This is a genomic window from Halomicrobium mukohataei DSM 12286, assembly GCF_000023965.1.
In the GTDB taxonomy this organism is placed as follows: domain Archaea; phylum Halobacteriota; class Halobacteria; order Halobacteriales; family Haloarculaceae; genus Halomicrobium; species Halomicrobium mukohataei.
Map to the genome: position 1 here is coordinate 2,555,317 of NC_013202.1, position 16,010 is coordinate 2,571,326.

General features: G+C 63.9%; 19 protein-coding genes and 1 tRNA gene. 6 read left to right on the forward strand and 14 right to left on the reverse strand.

Annotation, left to right across the window (positions count from 1 at the left end):
- Positions 1 to 416: 416 nt before the first annotated feature.
- Both HMUK_RS12920 and HMUK_RS12925 read right to left on the reverse strand, forming a co-directional pair.
- Positions 417 to 1,484 carry a methionine synthase gene (locus HMUK_RS12920; RefSeq protein WP_015763615.1) on the reverse strand — a complete coding sequence of 356 codons (1,068 nt, stop codon included), beginning with the start codon at positions 1,482 to 1,484 and terminating at the stop codon, positions 417 to 419.
- On the reverse strand, positions 1,481 to 2,476 hold the full coding sequence (locus tag HMUK_RS12925) for a hypothetical protein (RefSeq protein WP_015763616.1): 996 nt from the start codon (positions 2,474 to 2,476) through the stop codon (positions 1,481 to 1,483). Before HMUK_RS12925 ends, HMUK_RS12920 begins: the two co-directional genes overlap by 4 nt.
- A 150-nt stretch (positions 2,477 to 2,626) precedes the next feature.
- Between HMUK_RS12925 and HMUK_RS12930 the strand changes: the two genes are divergently transcribed.
- Entirely contained in the window at positions 2,627 to 2,806 is a 180-nt protein-coding gene (locus HMUK_RS12930; protein WP_015763617.1) for a hypothetical protein, read from the forward strand.
- An 81-nt stretch (positions 2,807 to 2,887) separates the two neighbouring features.
- On the opposite strand, the gene HMUK_RS12935 is transcribed toward HMUK_RS12930, so the two are convergent.
- The 9 genes from HMUK_RS12935 to HMUK_RS12975 all read right to left on the reverse strand — a co-directional run bounded on the left by HMUK_RS12935 (position 2,888) and on the right by HMUK_RS12975 (position 7,887).
- Positions 2,888 to 3,514 carry a HemK2/MTQ2 family protein methyltransferase gene (locus HMUK_RS12935; protein WP_015763618.1) on the reverse strand — a complete coding sequence of 209 codons (627 nt, stop codon included), beginning with the start codon at positions 3,512 to 3,514 and terminating at the stop codon, positions 2,888 to 2,890.
- 2 nt (positions 3,515 to 3,516) lie between these two features.
- Complete coding sequence (locus HMUK_RS12940; protein WP_015763619.1) at positions 3,517 to 4,389, reverse strand: 16S ribosomal RNA methyltransferase A; 873 nt, start codon at positions 4,387 to 4,389, stop codon at positions 3,517 to 3,519.
- Between the two features lie 50 nt (positions 4,390 to 4,439).
- On the reverse strand, positions 4,440 to 5,012 hold the full coding sequence (locus HMUK_RS12945; protein ID WP_015763620.1) for a DUF655 domain-containing protein: 573 nt from the start codon (positions 5,010 to 5,012) through the stop codon (positions 4,440 to 4,442).
- A gap of 77 nt (positions 5,013 to 5,089) precedes the next feature.
- Positions 5,090 to 5,446, reverse strand: a complete 357-nt coding sequence (locus tag HMUK_RS12950) for an RNA polymerase Rpb4 family protein (protein ID WP_015763621.1) — start codon at positions 5,444 to 5,446, stop codon at positions 5,090 to 5,092.
- A gap of 3 nt (positions 5,447 to 5,449) precedes the next feature.
- Positions 5,450 to 5,740, reverse strand: a complete 291-nt coding sequence (locus tag HMUK_RS12955; RefSeq protein ID WP_015763622.1) for a 50S ribosomal protein L21e — start codon at positions 5,738 to 5,740, stop codon at positions 5,450 to 5,452.
- A gap of 148 nt (positions 5,741 to 5,888) precedes the next feature.
- Complete coding sequence (locus HMUK_RS12960) at positions 5,889 to 6,155, reverse strand: elongation factor 1-beta (protein ID WP_015763623.1); 267 nt, start codon at positions 6,153 to 6,155, stop codon at positions 5,889 to 5,891.
- 2 nt (positions 6,156 to 6,157) lie between these two features.
- Positions 6,158 to 6,343: an HVO_2753 family zinc finger protein gene (locus HMUK_RS12965; protein ID WP_015763624.1), complete on the reverse strand. Its 186-nt coding sequence runs from the start codon at positions 6,341 to 6,343 to the stop codon at positions 6,158 to 6,160.
- Positions 6,344 to 6,433: 90 nt separating this feature from the next.
- Positions 6,434 to 7,024 (reverse strand): DUF2391 family protein, encoded by a 591-nt coding sequence (locus tag HMUK_RS12970; RefSeq protein WP_015763625.1) that lies wholly within the window; start codon positions 7,022 to 7,024, stop codon positions 6,434 to 6,436.
- Complete coding sequence (locus tag HMUK_RS12975; protein WP_015763626.1) at positions 7,021 to 7,887, reverse strand: 3-hydroxyacyl-CoA dehydrogenase family protein; 867 nt, start codon at positions 7,885 to 7,887, stop codon at positions 7,021 to 7,023. The genes HMUK_RS12970 and HMUK_RS12975 overlap by 4 nt, the downstream gene beginning before the upstream one ends.
- Positions 7,888 to 8,122: 235 nt before the next feature.
- Between HMUK_RS12975 and HMUK_RS12980 the strand changes: the two genes are divergently transcribed.
- Positions 8,123 to 9,076 carry a transcription initiation factor IIB gene (locus HMUK_RS12980; protein ID WP_015763627.1) on the forward strand — a complete coding sequence of 318 codons (954 nt, stop codon included), beginning with the start codon at positions 8,123 to 8,125 and terminating at the stop codon, positions 9,074 to 9,076.
- Between the two features lie 159 nt (positions 9,077 to 9,235).
- Here the strand turns inward: HMUK_RS12980 and HMUK_RS12985 are convergent, their stop codons facing one another.
- Positions 9,236 to 9,967 carry a bacteriorhodopsin gene (locus tag HMUK_RS12985; RefSeq protein ID WP_015763628.1) on the reverse strand — a complete coding sequence of 244 codons (732 nt, stop codon included), beginning with the start codon at positions 9,965 to 9,967 and terminating at the stop codon, positions 9,236 to 9,238.
- 2 nt (positions 9,968 to 9,969) lie between these two features.
- Positions 9,970 to 12,273, reverse strand: a complete 2,304-nt coding sequence (locus tag HMUK_RS12990; RefSeq protein WP_015763629.1) for a methyl-accepting chemotaxis protein — start codon at positions 12,271 to 12,273, stop codon at positions 9,970 to 9,972.
- Between the two features lie 645 nt (positions 12,274 to 12,918).
- Here HMUK_RS12990 and HMUK_RS17270 point away from each other — a divergent pair.
- Both HMUK_RS17270 and HMUK_RS12995 read left to right on the forward strand, forming a co-directional pair.
- Complete coding sequence (locus HMUK_RS17270) at positions 12,919 to 13,461, forward strand: hypothetical protein (protein WP_126967071.1); 543 nt, start codon at positions 12,919 to 12,921, stop codon at positions 13,459 to 13,461.
- Between the two features lie 477 nt (positions 13,462 to 13,938).
- Positions 13,939 to 14,649 carry an SDR family oxidoreductase gene (locus HMUK_RS12995; RefSeq protein WP_015763630.1) on the forward strand — a complete coding sequence of 237 codons (711 nt, stop codon included), beginning with the start codon at positions 13,939 to 13,941 and terminating at the stop codon, positions 14,647 to 14,649.
- A 50-nt stretch (positions 14,650 to 14,699) separates the two neighbouring features.
- On the opposite strand, the gene HMUK_RS13000 is transcribed toward HMUK_RS12995, so the two are convergent.
- On the reverse strand, positions 14,700 to 15,173 hold the full coding sequence (locus HMUK_RS13000; RefSeq protein ID WP_015763631.1) for a redoxin domain-containing protein: 474 nt from the start codon (positions 15,171 to 15,173) through the stop codon (positions 14,700 to 14,702).
- A gap of 121 nt (positions 15,174 to 15,294) precedes the next feature.
- Between HMUK_RS13000 and HMUK_RS13005 the strand changes: the two genes are divergently transcribed.
- The gene (locus HMUK_RS13005) at positions 15,295 to 15,588 is read left to right on the forward strand and encodes a twin-arginine translocase TatA/TatE family subunit (protein WP_015763632.1); all 294 of its coding nucleotides are present in this window, start codon (positions 15,295 to 15,297) and stop codon (positions 15,586 to 15,588) included.
- A gap of 115 nt (positions 15,589 to 15,703) precedes the next feature.
- Positions 15,704 to 15,777, forward strand: a tRNA-Arg gene (locus HMUK_RS13010).
- Positions 15,778 to 16,010 lie beyond the last annotated feature (233 nt).

Sequence of the window (16,010 nt, forward strand, 5' to 3'; positions counted from 1 at the left end):
CGACAGGCGGGGTGGAGAGGGCCTCGCGGTTTCACCGCTCGGCTTTCGGAGACCCTCGCTTCGCTCGGCGCGCCCTTCGCTGCTCGCGTGTCGCTACGCTCCCGCTCGCAAAAACGAGACCCCTCGCTTCGCTCGGCATGCCCTTCGCTGCTCGCGTGTCGCTACGCTCCCGCTCGCAAAAACGAGACCCCTCGCTTCGCTCGGCGCGCCCTTCGCTGCTCGCGTGTCGCTACGCTCCCGCTCGCAAAAACGAGACCCCTCGCTTCGCTCGGCATGCCCTTCGCTGCTCGCGTGTCGCTACGCTCCCGCTCGCAAAAACGAGACCCCTCGCTTCGCTCGGCATGCCCTTCGCTGCTCGCGTGTCGCTACGCTCCCGCTCGCAAAAACGAGACCCCTCGCTTCGCTCGGCGTCTCGCTTAGTCCGCGCTCGCCGTCTGTCCACCGACCACGTCGATCTCGCCCTCGTCGAGCTCCTGTTCGATCTCGCGGGCCGCCTGGACCATGTTCTCCATCTTGCCGTAGGCGACCTCGCGGGGCAGGAGCTTGATCCCGCAGTCCGGGGAGACCGTCAGCTGCTCGGGCGGAACGACTTCCAGCCCTTTCTTGATGTTGTCTTTGATCTCCTCTACGGACTCGACCTCGGCGACGTGGGCGTCGACGACGCCCATCGCGAAGTCCTTCGTGAACTCGTCGTTCTTGAACACGTCGAGTTGCTCGTAGTCGCCGTTGGCGAGTTCGAGGTCGTACTCGTGGACCGGGTACTCCAGCATCTCGGGGTAGATCCGAGAGTAGTCGCCGTAACAGACGTGCAGGCCGAGGCGCACGTCCTCTGGGAGCCCGTCGGCGATGCGTTCGAGACACTCGCCGACGATCGCGTGGTCGTCCTCGTACTGGGCGAGAGCCGGCTCGTCGATCTGGACGTACTTACAGCCGGCGTCGACGAGGCGCTCGATCTCCTCGTTGACGAGGTCCGCCAGGGCGTAGGCGGCGTCCTCGGTCGTCTCGTAGGCCTCGTTGAAGGCCCAGCGGGCGAGCGTGTAGGGACCGGTGATCGGCACCTTGACCGGGCGGTCGGAGACCGACGACGTGAACTTGTACTCGTCGACGAGCCACTCCTCGCCGTACTCGACCTCGTCGGCGATCGAGGGCTTGTCGAAGTAGTTGTGGCCCCACACCTTCACGCGGCCGTTGAACTCGTAGCCGTCGATCAGCTCGGCGAAGTACTCGACCATCTCGTTGCGGCGCATCTCGCCGTCGACGACGGTGTCGAGCCCGGACCGCTCGTGTTCCTGCGTGATGAGTCGGGCGGCGTCGTCCTTCGCCTCTTCCCAGTTGTGCTCGTCGAAGTCGGCGTCGGGGTCTTCGAACAGCTCGCGGGCGCGGTCGTGCCACTTGGGCTTGGGGTAGGAGCCGACGACGCTGGTCAGCAGGAAGTGCTCGTTGTCGTGGTCCTCGGGTCGGAACTGCTCTCGGGGACCCGTCATGCTTCCACCTCCTCGATCGCGGCGGCGTCAGCCAGCGCCTCGATCTTGGCCTCGAACTTGTTCTGCGGGAGGTAGAACAGCTCGGTGTTGGCCGTCGCGTAGACGGTGTCGTAGTCGCCGTCGGTCTGCTCGACGAACCACTCGACGCGCTCGCGGATCGTTTCGGGAGTCTCGACGAACGTGTTCTGGCCGTCGACCAGGCCGAGTGCCACGTCGTCTTTGGTGCCGTACTCCTGGACGTTGTAGACGTTCTGCTCGTGGTCGGCGATCAGGTCGAAGCCGATGGCGTCCACGTCGGCGTCCATGAGGTGGGCGTACACCTTCTCGTCGAGACTGCCCCAGTAGGTGTGAGCGACCACGTCGGCGTCGACGGCCGAAGCGACGGTGTCGATTGCCTCGCTGGCGCGCTCGTCGGCCCCCTCACCGGGCGCGTTCTCGACGAGAGACGGCTCCAGCAGGAACAGCGTCTCGACGTCCGGGAACTGGTCGGCCTCGGCGGCGAGAAAGTCCGCGACGGCGTCGAGGAACGCCGCCTCGTCGCCGTAGTGCTCGTCGGTCGCGAGGTCCGCGAGCGAGTACGGACCCGGCAGGACCGCCTGGAGCCCCGAATCGACGTGTGCTGCCGCGGCGTCGAGTTCGCCGGCCACGTCGCCGGAGGCTTCGAGGTCGCCGGTGACGACCGGCTCTCTGTAGAAGTTGTTGTTGTCGTAGTAGCGGACGATCCCGCGGGTCTCGACGCTGTCGGCGACCGCCAGCGGGTGAGCGATCATGTCGTCCCAGCGCAGCTGGCCCTCGGAGACGCGGTCGAGGCCGGCGTCGGTCTGGACGCTGACGACCTCTTTGCGAGCGCGGTCGTAGGCGTCGACGATCTCCGGTCCCTCGTCACCGCTGACGAGGTCGGACTTCTGGTGGCCTTTCAGTCGAGACAGTTCGTCTTTCGCCCAGTCCGGAAGCGGGAACAGACCGGCTGTCGTGGCGACTACCTGTGTCATTACGGCTAGGTTGGAAATGACGGGCTTTAATATTTCCTATATCAGAAAATGTCCGGTAGTTATTCGACGGAGTTCCGATCACCGGGCGTCACAGCCCTGTGGTGGTACGTGCTACCGCACCTATATTTGTGTGACGTTCGAAGACGCAGTATGGCACACAGCCCCGAAAACGTCGTCGAGTTCGTCTGTTCGAACTGCCAGGTGACACACGCCGGCACGCCGGTTCACCGCTCGGCCGGCGATCACCAGTTCGAACCACCCGAGGCCTGTGGAGCCTGCGGAGCGACGGCGTTCGTCCCGACCAGCGAGTGGATTCACCACCACGAGTGACGCCGCCAGTCGTCTCACGCGAGAGTCGACTCGGCGTCTGCCCGTCCCTCGGGGCGGCCCCGTCTCACAGCACACAGCCGATCACGGGAGCGGGCTCTCGTCTCGCGACTCGAACCGGATCACGACCAGTCGCTCGTAGGGGTGTGCCTCGTCGGCGACGATCTCGCCCGCGAGCCCCCGCTCGTGGGCGTAGCGTTGCACGTCGCCGATCCCGGTGAGGCTGCTGATCAGCAGGAAGACACGTCCGCCGGGGGCCAGCACGCGCTCGACCGCTTCGAGGAAGGGGTCGACGAGCCTGCGGCCGTCTTCCCCGCCCGAGAGCGCGTGTTCCATCCAGTCGTCCCACTCCTTGTCTGGCTCGGTCGGGAGGTACGGTGGATTGAACGTGACGAGATCGAAGGCGTCCTCGCGGAACGGAGCGAGCAGGTCGGCACGGACGGCCGGGACACCGCGAGCCGCTGCCTCGCGACAGGCGTCCGGGTTCAGATCGGACGCGACTACGTCGACGCCCGCCTCGGCCAGCGTCTCGGCGACGTAGCCCGAGCCCGTTCCCACGTCGAGCCCGCGGTCGCCGGGCGTGGCGTGTGACCTGGCCGTCCGCGCCAGCAGATCGGAGTCCGCTGCCGGCTGGTACACCGTCTCCGTGTCGCGCTGTGTGGCAAGCGAGGGTCGTCCGTCGTCGTCGTCCGTCGGCGGCTGGCCGGGCATCGCTAGTACTCTCCGGGTCGGCCGGTCTCGTACGCGAGTGTCGCCAGCGCCGCGAACGTCGCGGGCGATAGCTCTCCCGCGCGCTTGCCCATCAGCGACTCGTCTGCGGCGTCGACGACGGCGTCGGGATCCCCGAGGTCGGTGATGTGGGCCGTGTTCCGGACGGCGTTTCGCATCGTCTTGCGACGCTGTGTGAACACGCCCTTGAGGAAGTCCATGAAGAAGTCGTCGTCCGGGACGCTGTAGTCGGGTTCGCGCGGCCGGAGCCGGACGATGGCACTGTCGACGCGGGGCTGTGGGTCGAACGCCGTCGGCGGCACCGTCTCGACGATCTCGACGTCGGCGTAGTGGCCTGCCGTCACCGAGAGCCGCCCGTAGTCGTCGCTTCCGGGATCGGCCGCCATCCGTTCGGCGAACTCCTGCTGGAACATCAGGACGAGCGGCTTTCCACGCGGAAGCAGCCGGAACGCGATCTCGCTGGAGGCCCCGTATGGGAGATTCGAGACGCTCGCGGAGAACTCGGGCAGGTCCACGTCGAGGGCGTCGCCCTCGACGATCGTCAGGCGATCGGCGTCGATGGCGTCGGCGAACTCCTCGCGGAGGTGGGCCGCGAAGTCGGGATCGCGCTCGATCGCAGTTACCCGGTCCGCGACCGCGAGCAGTCGATCCGTCAGCGCGCCGGGACCGGCACCGACTTCCAGTACGTGGGATCGGTCCATCTGGTCGGCGTACCCCGGAATCCGGTCCAGAACTCGATCGTCGATCAAGAAGTGCTGGTCCTGTCGGGTGTCCGCTCGCTTGCCCGCACGGGCGACGAGCGCGTCAGGATCGCGAGCGCCGTCGGCCCCCTCGGAGGGCGGTCCGTCGGTAGTCATCGCTCCCGGATAGCGGGCAGGCCCGTAAAACGCTGTCACTTCCGGGCCGACTACGACTGGTCTTCGCGGCGCACGAACCTGCTGTACTTCAGGTCGTCTTCCGATAGCTCTTCGAGGATCCGTTCGACCAGGACTTCCTTGGGGTTGTGGAGGCCACTGACTCGTTCTTCGAGCTCCTCGAAGCTCTCGAAGGGCTTGCGCTTTCGCTCGTCCAGAATGGAGTTGCGCAGCTTCTTGCCGATTCCGGGCAGCAGGTTCAGCTGGTGGAGCCGGAGCGTGATCGGCTGGGCCTCGTTGTAGAAGTCGACGAACCGACCTGCCTCTGCCTCGACGAGGTCCTCGACGGCGTAGTCGAGTTCGGACTGCGCACCGCTCGGGAGGTCGTCGTACTCGACGACGCTGACCCGGTCGAAGTCGGTGCTGTGAACGTCGATGCGGTCACCGAAGGTCACGTCCGTCTCCTCTCCGACCACGATCTCGTAGAGCCGGAAGTCTTCGGTCCCCATCGCGTACGCGAGCGGCTGCTTTTGATACTGTGGCCGGTCGTCCTCGGACTTGCCGTGTGGCAGGAAGTCCAAGACGACGGCCGGTTCGCCGTCGTCACCGCTCTCGGTATCGCTCATGGCAGTCGATAGGTCTAGCGCCCACTTAATGGCGTGGGTCGGGGAGGCCGGTGACAATCGCCACGCGGGCGACCGATCTACGCGTACTGTTTGACGACGTTGAGAATCTCGTCGAGTTCGTCGCCCGACAGCGAGTACCGCTCCTGTGCGAACACGGAGCGCAGCTCGTCGCGATCCAGCGGTCGGAGGTTCGCGATCTTGTAAGCGGTCGCCTCGTCGACCTTCTCCAGGTCCCGGAGCTGGTCGACGAACTCCTCGGCCTCGTCGGGATCGAGCATCGCGAATCGGTTGACGTGCTCGATCGCACGAGCGAGTTCGTAGCGCATCTCCCGGTCCTCGTCCATCGAGCGCTCGGCTTCGATGTCTTCGAGGATCTCCTTCGTTTCGGCGATCGTGAGGTACTCCTCGTCGACCTTCTCTTTGAAGATCGTCATACCTTACTCCTGTCGGCGGAGGTGTGCGGGCGTGACGATGATCGTCTTGTCCTTGCCGTTGTCGTTGATCTCGACCTTGTAGGCTTCGCCCTGCTGTCCGAGGACGACGCCGGTCGAACCGTCGAAGCGCGGGTGGAAGCGACCGTCGTTGACCGACGGGTCGATCTTGAGGTGGACCGTGTCGCCCTCCTCGTACTGCTCGACGGCGCGCTGGGGCGGCGAGGTGCCGCGCTCGCGAGGCTTGTTCTTCAGCTTGTTCCGCGTTCCTTTGAGGGGTCCATCCGAACTGGGCATTCGTGCGGAGGGGTAATCCGGTCGTCCTAATAAAACGTGCGTTCCCGTCGCGCCAGCGCCACCGGACTCTCGGCAGGGCGGATCGCACCTCGACCAGCGCGAGCGTCGCGACTCGGTGCGTCGAACGGCGGGGAAGAAAGCGCTCGGTCTATATTCGGCCGACGTTCTCGACGGAGACCGACTCCACGTCGTCGACGTTGCTGAAGGCCTCCTCGACGGCTTCCGTGCCACCGCTGTCGTCGGGGACGATCACCGTCGGGAACAGGGCGACGAGCCCGAAGGCCACGTCGTCGCGCTCGACGCCGTTGATCTTCGCGCCCTCGGGGAGCGAGCCTTCCAGACGCTCCTGGAGCGCGTCCAGGTCGACGTCGGGGCTGTTCGGCATGACCTTGATCTTGGCGGCGACTTTCCCCATCGTTAGGGCCCCCGGAAGCCACAGTCGGGACACTCGTAGAGGTTGCTCTGCTTGCGGCAGGTCCCACAGCGGTAGATCTGCTGACCGCAGTCCGGGCACTTGAACGCGGCGGCGTTCGTGCCGGCGATGTTGATGCCACACGAGACGCACTTCTGCGTGCGTTTTTGCTGAGTTTCGCTCTCGCTCATACACTCTCGTATCCGGCCACGACTTTTAACGATTGTCAAACGCACCGGAGTAGGGAGTGGGTCTCCGAACGGCCGCAGTAGTCCGCTGGACTAGCTCCCCGGCAGGATGTCACCCAGCGCGGCACCGATGGCCATCGGGAAGAAGGCCACGACGCAGACACAGAAGTCCAGCCACGGGTCCGCCCAGTCGACGACGCCCCAGACACTCAACAGCGCGACGGCCGTCGCGAACGACGAGCCGAGGACGCCCACAAGTCGCCGAGGGACGAGACCGAAGAACGCGTAGGCCACCCGCACGTCCTGAATGTCGGCCACGTAGAGGATCCCGACGACGACCGCGACCGTCGCGATCAGCGTCAGGATCAGGAACAGGGGGCGAGCGGCGATGAACTGCCCGGAGTCGACCGTCCCGCCCTCGACGGCCATCGGGATGCCAAAGAGCAGCGCGCCCAGAACCGACTCTGCGAGGTCCGCACGGTCGAACCCCCAGACGACCCGGCCGAACACCGGCCCGTCGTCGTCGACCTCGCTCGCCGTCTGCATCGCCTCGCGGACGCGGGCTCGTTCCTCCGGTGAGTCGACGAGGCTCTCCAGCTCCGAGAGGTCGTCGAACAGGTCGCTCATGTCGGCGTCGTCCTGCTCGACCGGCGAGTCCCCTCGCCGCCGCTCGGACCGGCTCATCGCTCACTCGCCTCAGCTGATCGGGTTTCGACCGTCGGATTCGGACTCGCCGGCCCGACCCGTTCACCGTTCTCCCACTCGTAGAAACCGGTACCGGTCTGGCGACCGAGATCGCCCGCCTCGACCTTCTCGAAGAGGAGGTCCGGCGGATCGAACCGCCCACCGAGCTCTAGGGCCAGGGTTTCAAGCGCCGACAGCACGGTGTCGAGCCCCAACCGGTCGGCCAGTCCGAGCGGACCGATCGGGTGGTCGCGACCCAGTTCGAGCGCGCGGTCGATGGCCGTGACGCTGGCGACCCCCTCTTCGACCATCCTGACGGCCTCCACGATGGCCGCCAGGTCGAGTCGCGTCGTCGCGAATCCCGGCGTGTCCCGGACCACGATGGGCATGGTGTCGAGCGACTCGACGAACGACACCGCGCGGTCCCGCGTGTCTGCCGTCGTCTGCTCGGCGACGACGAGTTCGACCAGCCGGCTCTCTGCCGGATCGACCACGTGGATGCCGAGCGCGCGGCCGGGCCGGCGGAGACCCGCCGCGACGGCCGTGATTCGGTCGGACGTGTCTCCGACGACGAGCAGCGTCTCCACCGCGACCAGTGCCTCGACCTCGGCCAGCAGGTCCCGCCGAGCGTCGATCTCGCGTCCGGTGAGGTCGAAGACAACGTCGGCACCGCCGACGGCCGCTTCCAGTCCGGTCGTGCCGTCGATCGCGTCCTCGCGGCCAGCGCGTCGCTGGACCGCGTCGACGCTGTCCATCACGGCGTTGGCGTCGTCCCCGTAGAGACGAACGGCGGCGTCGGACCGAAGGCACCACGCGGCGAGCGCGTGACCGGTGGTCGAGGTCCCGAGTACGGCAACGTCCATGGATGTTATCGGGTCGTCGTATCGGATAAGCCTTTACTGGAACTCACTTCTCGTTGGGATACCGCCGTGGGAATCGCCCGATCGATGGATTCACACGAGAGGGGTGCTGAAACGAGATCCGTGCAAAGAAGCGCTGAGCTGTCACATTCCGTCGAGTAAGCTCGTGTTACTATCGGCACTGGTCGCCACCAGCCAAACGTTTATATGTCTGAATTGTTTCTCCATAAAAGGACACATGGAGCGCCCCACCCGCCAGCGCGAGCACGACGGGACGCAGGAGCAGGAGACGGAAGAATCCGAGCAGACCTGTCCTGAGTGTGACTCGACGGCAATATCGACGGACGGGAGCGGCGAACTCATCTGCGAAGACTGCGGACTCGTCATCGAAGATGAGAACATCGACCGCGGCCCGGAATGGCGCGCGTTCAACCATTCTGAACGGCAGAGCAAGTCCCGCGTCGGGGCACCGACGACCCAGACGATGCACGACAAGGGGCTGACGACGACGATCGACTGGAAGGACAAGGACGCGTACGGCCGGTCCATCTCGTCGAAGAAGCGGTCCCAGATGCACCGACTGCGAAAGTGGCAGGAGCGAATCCGGACGAAGGACGCGGGGGAGCGAAACCTCCAGTTTGCCCTCTCGGAGATCGATCGGATGGCGTCGGCACTGGGCGTTCCTCGTTCGGTGCGAGAAGTCGCGTCGGTGATCTACCGGCGCGCGCTGGACGAGGACCTCATCCGCGGCCGTTCCATCGAGGGCGTCGCGACCTCCTGTCTGTACGCCGCCTGCCGACAGGAAGGCATCCCACGGAGCCTCGAAGAGGTCTCGGACGTCTCTCGGGTCGAGCAAAAGGAGATCGGGCGCACGTATCGCTACGTCGCCCAGGAGCTCAAGCTCAAGATGGAGCCGGTCGACCCCAAACAGTACGTGCCGCGCTTCGCCAGCGAACTCGAACTGAGCGAGGAGGTCCAGTCGAAGGCCAACGAGATCATCGACGTGACCGCCGAGCAGGGCCTGCTGTCGGGCAAGTCCCCCACGGGCTACGCCGCGGCGGCGATCTACGCCGCGTCGCTGCTGTGCAACGAGAAGAAGACCCAGCGAGAGGTCGCCGACGTCGCCCAGGTGACCGAAGTGACGATCCGGAACCGCTACCAGGAACAGATCGAAGCGATGGGCATCCACTGATTCCGATCGTTTAGCCGTACGACGGTTTTTCCTCGACTCCTTCGGTGATCGCCGGTCACGAATAGACGATCGCAAGCAGTGTGAGTGACTGCCCCACACTCAGGACGCGTTTTCACGATGCGTCTTCACGGCATCGCCAGAGATGTACAGCCGGTAGAGTCAGTCAGACGGCTGTGCGTCGTGGTCTGGAGCCATCACCGCGTCCTCGTCTTCGAACACCTGCGTCCCGAGTTCTTCGACGATCGCCTCGCCACTGAGCGCAAGCAGGCCGAAGCCGACCTTCGTCACCACGTCGAGGTAGGCGACGACCAGCGCCGTCGTTTCGAGGTCCATCAGCCCGAGTCCGGACTGTCCGAGGATCCAGATGATCGGATAGATGCCCCAGAGCACGACGACGAAGTTGCGCAGCGTCTCGTAGACACCGAATCCGACCTCCGAGAGCGTGTCGACGGCCGCGTCTGTGATCGCGCCGTACAGCAGGTAGCCGACGCCGACGAAGGCGAGCCCGCCCAGCGCGAACAGTCCCCAGGAGAGCAGCCCTCCGATCACCGCGCCCGCGAATCCGAAGACGATCGTCAGGACCTGCAAGCCGACGAGTTTCCCGATCGTCTCGCGGTCGGCACCCGCGAACAGCCCGAGGAACAGGACGTTCAGGGGTGTCGTCAGCAGCCAGTCGACGTAGCGGGGAATCCAGACGGTGTGGGTTCCCGTGTCGAAGCCGCCGATGCCGAGTGCCATGATCGCGTAGGCGAAGATCGCGATGCCGGGAATCGAGACCAGCACCGCGTACCGGGTGCGTCTCTCGGCCGGGACGAGCCTGAAGCCGTAGGCGAGAATTGCCGTCCCAGCGAGCATACCGATCGTACCGAGTGTGAACCAGAGTTCTATCATCGTTAGTCGTCGTCAGTGGCCGCAGTCGTCTGCTGGCCGGGACTCTCGGCAGACTGCACCGAGAACCGGTCGAGCGCCTGTTCGAGTTCGTCTGCACGCTGTCTGAGTTCCGTCGCGGAGTCAGACACCTCGCCGATGGAGTGTGCCTGGTCCTCGGCCGCACCGGCGACCGTGTCCGCCTCCGTCGCGGTCTCCTGGCTGATCTCGGTCAGCTTGTCGATCATCTCCAGCAGCTCCGTCGCCGTCTCTGCCTGCTCTTCGGTCGCCCGGTCGATCTCCTGGATACCGGCGTCGACCTCCTCCGTGTACTCGACAATGGTCTCCAGGGCGTTGACGGCCTCTTCGACGGTCTCGACGCCGTCGGTGATCCGCTGGCTGGTCGACTCCATCGTCTCGACGGTGTCGCCGGCCTGTGACTGGATGCGCTCGATGCGCTCCTCGATGTCCCCCGCGGCCTCTTTGGTCTCTTCGGCGAGGCCCTTGATCTCGTCTGCGACGACGGCGAAGCCCGCGCCCTCCGCGTCGGCGTGGGCCGCCTCGATCGAGGCGTTGAGCGCGAGCATGTTGGTCTGCTCGACGATCTGGGTGATCACCGAGACGATCTCGCCGATCTCGTCGAGATCCTCGTCGAGCGCGTTGATCTCGGCGACGGTCTCCTCGGTCTCGGCCTCGATGCTGTTCATCTCCTCGATGGCCTCCTGGGCCGCACTACGGCCGTCTTCGCCGACCTCGGCGGCCGACTGGGACGTGTCGGCCACCTGCTGGGCCGACGCCGCCATCTCCTCGGAGGCCGCAGAGAGGTTCTCCATCTCCGAGGCCGCGTTCTGGAGTCGTTCGCTCTGTTCGTTCGTCCCGTCGAAGATCTCCTGGATCGACTCGCTGACCTGCTGGCTGGCCCGGTCGACCCGCTGGGCGTTCGTCCCCACGTCGTCGCTCGCCTGCAACACGTTGCTCGCGAAGGACTTCATCTCGGCGATGGTCGTAGAGAGATCCGCCAGCATGGCGTTGATCTCCTCGCCGACCTCGCTCATCGCGTCGTTCATGCTCTCGGTGTCGACGCGGACGGTGAGGTCGCCGTCGGCCGCAGAGGACAGTGCGTCACTGTACTCGGTGGCCTTCAGTTCGAGGTGGCCCGTCAGTGCCTCCATCTCTGCCTGCTCTTCCTCGGCGTCCTCACGAGCCTGTTGGGCGTCGCTCTTGGCTTGCTCGGCCTCGCGTCGTGCCTCCTCGGCGTCTGAGATCGTCTCTCGGAGGTTCGTCCGCATGTCGTCGAGCGACTGGTACAGCGAGCCGATCTCGTCGGTCCGGGCGGTGGTCAGGTCCACGTCGAGGTCGCCGGCACCCATCTCCTCGGCCCTGTTGGAGAGTCGGCGAAGGGAGACGATCGTGCCGCTCCCGATCGTGACGCCGACGAGCCCGAGGTTGATCACCGCGAACAACACGATCCCGATCAGGTCGGAGTTGATCTGGGAGCTCAGCGCGTAGGCCTCGCTCCGGTCGGAGTGGACCATCACCGTCCAGTCGGCCGTTTCGAGCGTCGTCATGCCCATCAGCGTGTCGCCCATCGCCACGAACCCGGATTCACCCGACGCCGGCATCGTCATGCTGCCGTCGTGTGCCGTGTTGATCTTGCTACTGTTGGGGTGGGCGATGTACTGACCGTCGTCGTTGACCACGGCGGTGTATGACCCGTCACGCTGGTCGGAGAACGCCTCCGTCCGCTCCTTCAGATCGGTCATGAAGACGATCGCGTGATCGCTGTCGCCCTCGACCGGCGAGAGAACGGCGATGATCGGGTGGTCGACGATCGAGACCTGGAATGGATCGGTCACGTGCGTGTCGTCCGGCCCCTCGAAGCTCGGGGGGTCGGTCGCGAACGGCGCTCCCTGCTCGCTGGCGTCGACGCCGACGAAGTCCTCGTTCGAACTGGCCTCGATCTCCATCGTCGTCGTGTCGACGTAGTGGACTGCGACGACGTCGGCCGGGAGCCTGTCGTTGTCCTGTAAGGTGTTCAACTGCGCCTGTATCTCGCTGGTCGACCCGGACTCGAAGACCGGCAGCGCAGAGGTCATCCGGACGCTCTGTCGAGCCGACTCGAGCCACGCGTCGATCTGGTCGGCCTGAGTCGCCGAGGTCGCGCGCAGATCGGACGCTACGTCGGACTCCAGCTCGTCTGAAGCCTGGACGCTCACCACAGCGCCGACGGCGATGACGACGATCACCGCCAGCGCCAGCGCGAGTCCGAGTCGCAGGGCGTAACTGTCCCCGATAAACTCAGGAAGGAGAGATGATGTCTCAGAACTCATCGTGTCGATGCTGGGCGTTCACGGATTAATAGATTCGCGCGCAGTTTTCAGCGGTGATAAGCGGATTCTGAAACGCGGGGGTCTCCCGGGACGGTGTCCCCGTCGAGGGCCGATCTGTCGTCGCCAGAACCCATAGAACTGTGGGTATCGCCCACCGATTCGTGACGTGTCGGCCGTGCCGGACACGCCACCGAGTCGTCGGACACGTCGCCTCGCCGTTCGTCCCGCCGTCACTTCGTCTTATACTGGCTGTAACTGTTTCAAGTGCTCTGTTGAATCCGCAGACGGCACTGGGATTGAGGCTGAAGATACAGTTATCAGACTCCATTGGTGGCGAATTCTTACGACCGACCTTCGATTGATGGGTCAGCTTTGGAGAGCGAAAGCAGATTCTGACTCGCTATCTGTTGCCGACTCCATCTGACACACTGGACGCTATAGTAGCCATTGAAAATCAATGCACACCCGATCGCACGACGGCAGTGCGATCGGTGTGTAAATCGTTTCAATTGTTACTATAGCCCGTCGACTTGGCCGCCATCACCGGATTCAACAGAGTAGAGTCAGGCTTATCCGAGATCCAGATTGCGGTGTGATTATTACAGCATTCCCAGAATTATTCGTATGAAATCCGTTGAACTATCTGTGAAATTCGACGAGAACCCAGTTAGTCAGGCGATGGTCACTGGGAGAATTCAGGTTGTCGCAGACGGACAGACCTTAACTCGTCTTATTGACGAGAACGGCGAACTCGTTACCGACAGGACGGCCCCATGCGGATACGTCGGAACACGTATTTTATTTGATTTGCTCAATCTAACGAAAGCGGTGAGTTTACTGAAACGCGGCAATGTAGGTCTTTACGAGCAGTATCGATCCGAATTTACTGGAGAACGGTTTGACTTGTTATTTGAACGGCTGTCGGATAACGCTGTCCGGATCTGTTATCAAGATCGAACGACCAAGTCCAAATCGGTTGAGCATCCAGCACCACCTGCTGAAGTGGCATTGGGTGCTTCTGTAGAACTTGATGAGCTCTGCGATCAGGTGATCTCATGTGATGAACGACTTCTCAAGTTTGCAAGAGAGGCTGATTTGGATGTTGAAGAGCCGCCGCTTGCCGCCATCTCAGAGATTGTGAGTGAGTTGGAGAGATTGCGGGAGGATTACGAGGGCTTCCCACAGTGATTCAGTTCTCCATCTAAGCTTTTACTGAACAGCATCGCGTTAAGTTTGGCGTGCTCTGTTGAATCCGCAGACGGCACTGGGATTGAGGCTGAAGACACAGTTATCAGACTCCATTGGTGACGAATTCTTACAACCGACCTTCGATTGATGGGTCAGCTTTGGAGAGCGAAAGCAGATTCTGACTCGCTATTTGTTGCCGAGTCCATCTGACACACTGGACGCTATAGTAGCCATTGAAAATCAATGCACACCCGATCGCACGACAGCAGTGCGATCGGTGTGTAAATCGTTTCAATTGTTACTATAGCCCGTCGACTTGGCCGCCATCACCGGATTCAACAGAGTAGTTTCAAGAGATTCGCGATACGGGATCGCGAAATTCTTCACAGACGTACAGCCGGTAGTATCAGAAACGAAAGGCTCCGCTGTGGGCAACTCGGACTGGGTTTTATCCGCTGTCGGCCCGAGCTACCCCGTATGTCAGTCGAATTTGACTTCGACGGCAGCGTCGTACTGGTGACCGGCGTCGGCGGTGCTCTCGGTGGTGCCGTCGCTCGTGCGTTCGACGACGCCGGTGCGACGGTCTGTGGAGCCGACATCGTCGCCCCGGAGAGCGAGGACTTCCTGCTCGACGAGACGGAAGCCATCGACTACTACCAGGGCGATTTCACCGACGAGGACGACGTGGCCGACATCGTGGCCGGTGTGGTCGAAGAGCACGGCCGCCTCGACGCCCTCTGTAACATCGCCGGGACGTGGCGCGGCGGCGATCCGATCCACGAGACCGACGCCGACACGTTCGACTTCCTGTTCGACGTAAATCTCAAGACGATGTTTCTGGCGTCGAAACACGCGCTTCCGCACCTCCGAGAGAGTGAGGGTGCCGTCGTCTCGGTCTCGGCGCGCTCCTCGCTTGAGGGTGGCGAGGGCGACGGAATCTACCGCGCGACCAAGGCCGGCGTGCGACTTCTGACCGAGACGATTGCCGCCGAAAACGAGGGGGTCGTCCGGGCCAACGCGGTCATGCCGAGCGTCATCGACACGCCGATGAACCGCGAGATGATGCCCGACGCCGACTTCGAGACGTGGGTCGACCCGGACGATATCGCGACGATGATGCTGTTCCTGTGCTCGGAGGGAGCCCCCGTCACCAGCGGCGCTGCGGTCCCGGTGTACGGCGAAGCCTGACGCGCTGGTAGCCCCGGCCTGCCGAACACAGCGGGCCGGTCACCCGATCCTCAGATAGCCTCGACGGCGTCGAGCACGTCGTCGTACTCCGGCTCGACGCCGGGATCGTCGCTCACCCAGGCGTACTGGACGACGCCGTCGCCGTCGATGACGAACACGGAGCGTTTGGCGACGCCGTCGACACCCAGTTCGTCGAAGTCCATCGAGAGGCCCCACTCGTCGACGACCTCGCGGTTCGAGTCGCTGAGCAGGTCGAACTCCAGACCGAGCTTGTCGCGGAACTCGTTCTGTGAGAACGGCGTGTCGATGCTGACGCCGTACACGCTCGCGCCGGCCTCGCTGAAGTCGTCGAGGCGATCCTGGAACGTGTTCATCTCGTGGGTACAGACGCCGGTGAACGCACCCGGGAAGAAAGCGAGGACGATCGGTGCCTCGTCGAGGCGGTCTGTGAGCGTGAACGACTCGATGTCACCGTTCGCCAGTGGTGCCGTAAACGACGGCGCTTCGTCACCAGTAGAGAGCATCACTCACCCGTAGCGGGTACCAGATCAAGTCGCTTGCGTTCCAGAACCTCCCGAGCGATACGGTTCGTCGATCAGGGTGAGCAAAAAGCCTATATTAGACCTCACGCTAAGTCCTGCTACAATGGTAGCAACCCTACTGCAGATCGGTTTACCGGGGACCCAGGAGATGATGATCATTCTCCTGATCGCGGTCCTGCTGTTCGGTGCAAACAAGATCCCGAAGCTCGCTCGCTCGACGGGTGAGGCGATGGGCGAGTTCCAGAAAGGCCGCGAGGAAGTCGAGCAGGAACTCGAAGAGATCCGCGAGGGCCCAGGCGAGAGTCAGGGCGCGACCGAGGAGCCCGACTCCGAGTTCGTCGAGACGACCGCCGACGACACCGCTTCGGAGACCGCCTCCGAAACAGCCACCGAGTAACGCCCGCGACGGTCCCGACAGGTTCCCAATCCCTTCTCCATCCATCCACCGGTTAGCTCCTGGGTCCCACGGCGGAACAGCAGCGTTTTTCAGCCGTCTCGTACACCGCTCGATAGGGCGTGTGGCCTAGTGGACGAGGGCGAGGGGTTCCTAACCCCTCGATCGCGGGTTCGAATCCCGCCACGCCCGTGCAGCGAACGCAGTGAGCGAACCGGCATGGCGGGATTCTAATCAGGGAGGTCGCGCGCAGCGAAGCGAGCACGTCCGACCGTGGTTCGAATCCCGCCACGCCCGCTTCGTGGTTTCTCGCGTCCGCTCGAAACACACTTGCGGCCGTGGCGTAGCTCGCAAACGCTCCGCGTTTGCTCACTCCCGCCACGCCCGCTCTCTCACCCCGTTCGTTCGCGGCCGTCATGCAGGTC